Below are 4427 nucleotides of genomic sequence, written 5' to 3' on the forward strand. Positions count from 1 at the left end.
GGTCCGGGGACGCCGCACTCCTCGACAGTGTCAAGCAAGCAGGCGAAGTGCTGAGAGCCGCGCACCGCGCCGATTGGTCGGCCGCGATCCCGGCGCTCGCGGAGGCACGGAGTCTGCTGGTCCTCGGGCGCGGCTTTACCCTGCCCATTGCGGGCGAGGCGGCCCTCAAGCTCAAGGAGACTGCGGGCCTACACGCCGAGGCGTTCAGCGTCGCGGAGGTCGCGCACGGGCCCATGACGCTCGTCGACGCGACCGACCCGGTGCTCGTGTTCGGGCCGCTGGACCAGGCGCGCGAAGGCCTCCCGGGGCGCATCGCCGACTTCGCGGCCCGCGGAGCGATGGTGATCGCCGCCGGACGCGAAGAGGACGTAGGCGACGCCGCGATCCGCTGGACGTGCCCGCCCAATGCGGATCCCGTCCTGGGCTCGATCGCCTATATCCAGAGTTTCTACGGGCTCGCCAACGCGGTTGCGACAAGTCGTGGTCGCGACCCGGACCGGCCTCCGCATCTGTCCAAGGTGACGCGCACGCTATGAACGGAACGGCACTAGTCGGCGCGGCGCTGGTCCTCCCCGATCGCGTGCTCGACGACCACGCCCTGATCATTTCGGGCAATCGGATTCAGGCGGTCGTTCCCGTCGCGGAGAAGCCGTCCTCCTGCGCCGTGCTCGATCTGGGTGGTGGGTGGCTCATGCCCGGGTTCATCGACACGCAGGTAAATGGCGGCGGCGACGTGCTCCTGAACGATCGGCCCGACGTCGACGGCCTGCGGGCAATCGCGACGGCTCATCGGCGCTTCGGCACGACAGGGTTGCTCCCCACGCTCATCAGCGACGATCCGGAAGTGGTGGACACCGCCATCGAAGCGGTGGAGGCGGCGATTGGCGAAGAGGTGCCGGGCATCCTCGGCATTCACGTTGAGGGCCCGCACCTCAATCCGGCCAAGCGCGGCATCCACGACGCTTCCAAGTTCACCGCCGTCGACGATCGCGTGATCGCCCGGCTCACGGTGCCGGCGCGCGGCGTAAGGATGGTGACGCTGGCCCCCGAACTGGCCCCTGCCGACGCTATAAAGACCTTGTCTGAGCGGGGCGTAGTCGTGGCGGGGGGCCACAGCCTCGCCACCTACGACCAGACTCGGGCCGCGTTAGAACAGGGCATGTTGGGGTTCACTCACCTGTTCAATGCGATGACGCAACTTGGCAGCCGCGAGCCGGGAATGGTGGGTGCGGCGCTTGAGGACCGCCGCAGCCGTTTCGGCCTGATCGTGGACGGCCTGCACGTGCATCCGGCGACGCTGAAGGTCGCGCTCGCCGCGCGCGGTGTCGAGGGCGCGATGCTGGTCACGGACGCGATGCCGCCCGTCGGCGGACGATCGGACACCTTCACGCTTATGGGCCGCGAGATCAGGGTAGTCGACGGCACGTGCCGCGGCCCTGACGGCACGCTCGCAGGGTCGGCGCTCAGCATGGCAGGCGCGGTGCGCAACGCTATGGACATGCTCGGCAGGTCGATTGTCGAGGTCTCGATCATGGCGAGCGGGACGTCTGCGGCGTTTCTCGGGCTTAAGGACGAGACGGGATCGATCGTGCCAGGCCTGCGCGCGGACCTCGTCCACTTGAACGCGGATCGCCGAGTGACGCGGACCTGGATTGCCGGCGAGTTGAGTGAGGACGGAGAGTGACGCCCGAGCTGGGCATCATAGAGGGACGGTTCGGGCGACCCTGGAGTTGGGCCGAGCGCACGGCGGTGATGGCGACGCTTGGCCGCTCCGGCTATCGCTTCTACCACTACGGCCCGAAGGCGGATCGGCATCTGCGTCGTGACTGGCGCGAGGAGCACCCGGTCGACCAAGCGGAGGCGATGGCGGCGTTCTCGGCCGAGTGCCGACGCCGTGGCGTCCGGTTCGGGATTGCGCTGACGCCGATGGGAGCGACGCACCCGTTCGGCTCCGGGGAGCGGGCCGATATCGCGCGGCGCCTCGCGGCTCTGGACGCGATCGGGATCGACGATCTCGCGATCCTGTTCGACGACCTCCGCGGCGACATGCCCGAACTGGCGCAGGAACAAGCGGCGCTGGTCAACTACTGCGCCGAGCGGACGGGGGCGACGCGCGTCTATTTCTGCCCGACCTACTACTCCGACGATCCGGTCCTCGACAGGGTTTTCGGCGAGCGCCCGCCTGCATATCTCGCGCAGTTGGGGCGTCGGCTCGACCCGGCGATCCGGGTCTACTGGACCGGCGAGGAGGTCTGCGCGCGCGAGATCGGGGTCGGTCATCTGGAGCGCGTGGCGGGCGAACTCGGACGGCCGGTCTGTCTGTGGGACAATTACCCGGTGAACGACGGCTCGCGCATGTCGCGCTTCCTGCACCTGCGCGCCTTCACCGGGCGCCCGGCGGCGATCGGCGCGCGTCTGAGCGGACACGCGATCAACCCGGCGATGCAGCCGCTACTCACCTGCATCCCCGCGCTCACTTTGGTGCGGAGCTATCGCGAGGGCACCGCGTACGCCTATGGCGAGGCGTTCCTCGATGCGGCGCGCGAGATCGCGGGCGAGGATCTCGCCGCCATGCTGCGGGACGACCTCCCGGCGCTCCAGGACGTGGGGCTGGACCGTCTGGGCGAGCGGCGCGAGGCGCTGCGCGCCCGCTACGCCGGCGTCGAGCATCCCGCCGCGGCGGAAGTCGTTCGCTGGTTGGACGGCGTCGACCTCGTCACCGACGACGAGGTTAGGACGCAGTAGGTTGCCCGAAGCCGGCGAGCTTTAGCGCCCCGTCGAGCGGGTCGCCCTTGGGCTCGCTCAGCCGCTCCACCGTGCGCGCACGCAACCAGTTCTTCATGCGGGGCGCGAGCCCGCCCGCGAGCGCGCAGCGGGGCGCACCGCGCTCGAAGATCGTCTCGATGAAGCGCTCAACATGCTGGGCTGCGTCCTCGACGATGGAGCGCGCGATCGCGTCTCCGGCCTCCGCGAACTCCATGACGAGGGGCGCGATGGCGGCGTAGTCGCGCGGCGCGGCGCGGTCCATCCATTCGATCGCCTTGGGAACCGACTGGCCGAAGCGGTCAGCGACCGCGAGCCCGAGAGCGGTGCGCGCGCTACGTCCGTCCAGCGCGCGTAGCGCGTGTCGCACGGCCGAGAGGCCGAGCGCGGCTCCGCTGCCCTCATCGGAAATCGGGAAACCATAACCACCGATCGCGAAATCGATGCCGTTCATGCGGATCTGCGCAATGCTGCCCGTCCCGAGGATCAGGATGGCTCCGTCTTCGCCGCCGTGAGCGCCCATGTTCGCGATCACGGCGTCGGTCTCGTAAGCCGCCGCGGCGAACGGGAAGTCGAGTTGCTGGAGCGCGTCGCGCACGCCTGGTCTGGAGATGCCGGCGATGCCGAACCCGGCATGCACCGAAGAGAGTTGGTCGCCCGTCAGGCCCGCCGCATCGGTTGCCTGCTTGGTGACCTCAAACAGGGCCTCGTAGAGCTTCTCGATGCCAATCCGTGCGTTGGCTGGTCCGGTCTCGCCGGTGCCGAGAACTGTGCCCGACCCGTCGATCAGCCTGCTGCGACAATGACTGCCGCCTGCGTCGACACCGATATAATGGCCCATACTGCCCCTTGCTGATCACCAGCTCGCAATGAGCACTGGTTCACTATTGGTATGGACCAGAGACGCGCGATGTGAAACCCCGGTTCCTCCAACCGCGCCCAGATCACCCAAAGGACGCTGCTCAGGAATGGCGTGCCCTCGGGTGCCTCACGTAATTACCCGGCCTGCTCGCGAGCGCCATTTGCGGCGATCATGACGCTCCTGCCTTTGCGGGCGAGCAGCTTCAGCCCATCCGCCCTGAGCTCACCTTGCGGAGTGACGTGCCGGTAGAGCGTCTGGCGTGTGATGCCGAGCTCGGCACACAACTCTCCCACTTTGGTCTCCGGCTGGCCCATGGCAGCCTGCGCGAGCCGGAGCTTGGCGGCCGTCATCTTGAAGGGGCGACCGCCGTTCCGTCCGCGCGCCCTGGCCGCGGCGAGCCCCGCTTGGGTACGCTCCACGATCAGCTCGCGCTCAAATTCGGCCAAAGCGGCAAAGAACGCGAACATGAGCCGGCCATTGGCGGTGGTGGTATCAATGGAGGCGCCTTGGCCGGCGAGCACCCTGAACCCCACGCCCCGCGAGTTCAGCTTGTTCACCGTATCGATCAGGTGCGCAAGACTGCGCCCCAATCGGTCTAGCTTCCAAACCACCAGGGTGTCGCCAGCGCGCAGGGCCCGCAGGCAAGCGTCGAGCCCTGGACGATCGTCACGCTTACCGGACGCGCGGTCCTCATAGAGCTGCTCGGGACCGATGCCCGCCTCGACCAGCGCGTCGCGCTGGAGGTCAGTCGCTTGGCTGCCGTCGGCCTTACTCACCCGCATGTAGCCGACCAGCACCGTCC

The 4427-nt window shown here is 68.4% G+C and carries 5 protein-coding genes; 3 read left to right on the forward strand and 2 right to left on the reverse strand.

Going from position 1 to position 4427, the window contains the following annotated elements; all coding sequences use genetic code 11:
- The 3 genes from ACH0AE_RS17610 to ACH0AE_RS17620 all read left to right on the forward strand — a co-directional run.
- On the forward strand, nt 1–536 hold a 536-nt coding region (locus ACH0AE_RS17610; protein ID WP_406876128.1), incomplete at its 5' end, for an SIS domain-containing protein.
- Nucleotides 533–1684 carry an N-acetylglucosamine-6-phosphate deacetylase gene (nagA, locus tag ACH0AE_RS17615; RefSeq protein ID WP_406876129.1) on the forward strand — a complete coding sequence of 384 codons (1152 nt, stop codon included), beginning with the start codon at nt 533–535 and terminating at the stop codon, nt 1682–1684. The genes ACH0AE_RS17610 and nagA, both read left to right, overlap by 4 nt.
- Nucleotides 1681–2745, forward strand: a complete 1065-nt coding sequence (locus tag ACH0AE_RS17620) for a beta-N-acetylglucosaminidase domain-containing protein (RefSeq protein ID WP_406876130.1) — start codon at nt 1681–1683, stop codon at nt 2743–2745. The genes nagA and ACH0AE_RS17620 overlap by 4 nt, the downstream gene beginning before the upstream one ends.
- Here the strand turns inward: ACH0AE_RS17620 and ACH0AE_RS17625 are convergent.
- Together ACH0AE_RS17625 and ACH0AE_RS17630 are read right to left on the reverse strand one after the other, a co-directional pair.
- Nucleotides 2732–3604, reverse strand: a complete 873-nt coding sequence (locus tag ACH0AE_RS17625) for a BadF/BadG/BcrA/BcrD ATPase family protein (RefSeq protein WP_406876131.1) — start codon at nt 3602–3604, stop codon at nt 2732–2734. The two genes, ACH0AE_RS17620 and ACH0AE_RS17625, sit on opposite strands and share 14 nt — an antisense overlap.
- A 155-nt stretch (nt 3605–3759) precedes the next feature.
- Nucleotides 3760–4422 (reverse strand): recombinase family protein, encoded by a 663-nt coding sequence (locus ACH0AE_RS17630; RefSeq protein ID WP_406876132.1) that lies wholly within the window; start codon nt 4420–4422, stop codon nt 3760–3762.
- Nucleotides 4423–4427: the final 5 nt, after the last annotated feature.

Source organism: Sphingomonas sp. 179-A 2A2 NHS (assembly GCF_045371305.1).
GTDB lineage: Bacteria > Pseudomonadota > Alphaproteobacteria > Sphingomonadales > Sphingomonadaceae > Sphingomonas.

Bases quoted from the DNA above. Each gene is read 5' to 3' on its own strand.
- nagA (WP_406876129.1), top strand. From the start codon at position 533: ATGAACGGAACGGCACTAGTCGGCGCGGCGCTGGTCCTCCCCGATCGC.
- ACH0AE_RS17625 (WP_406876131.1), bottom strand. From the start codon at position 3,604: ATGGGCCATTATATCGGTGTCGACGCAGGCGGCAGTCATTGTCGCAGC.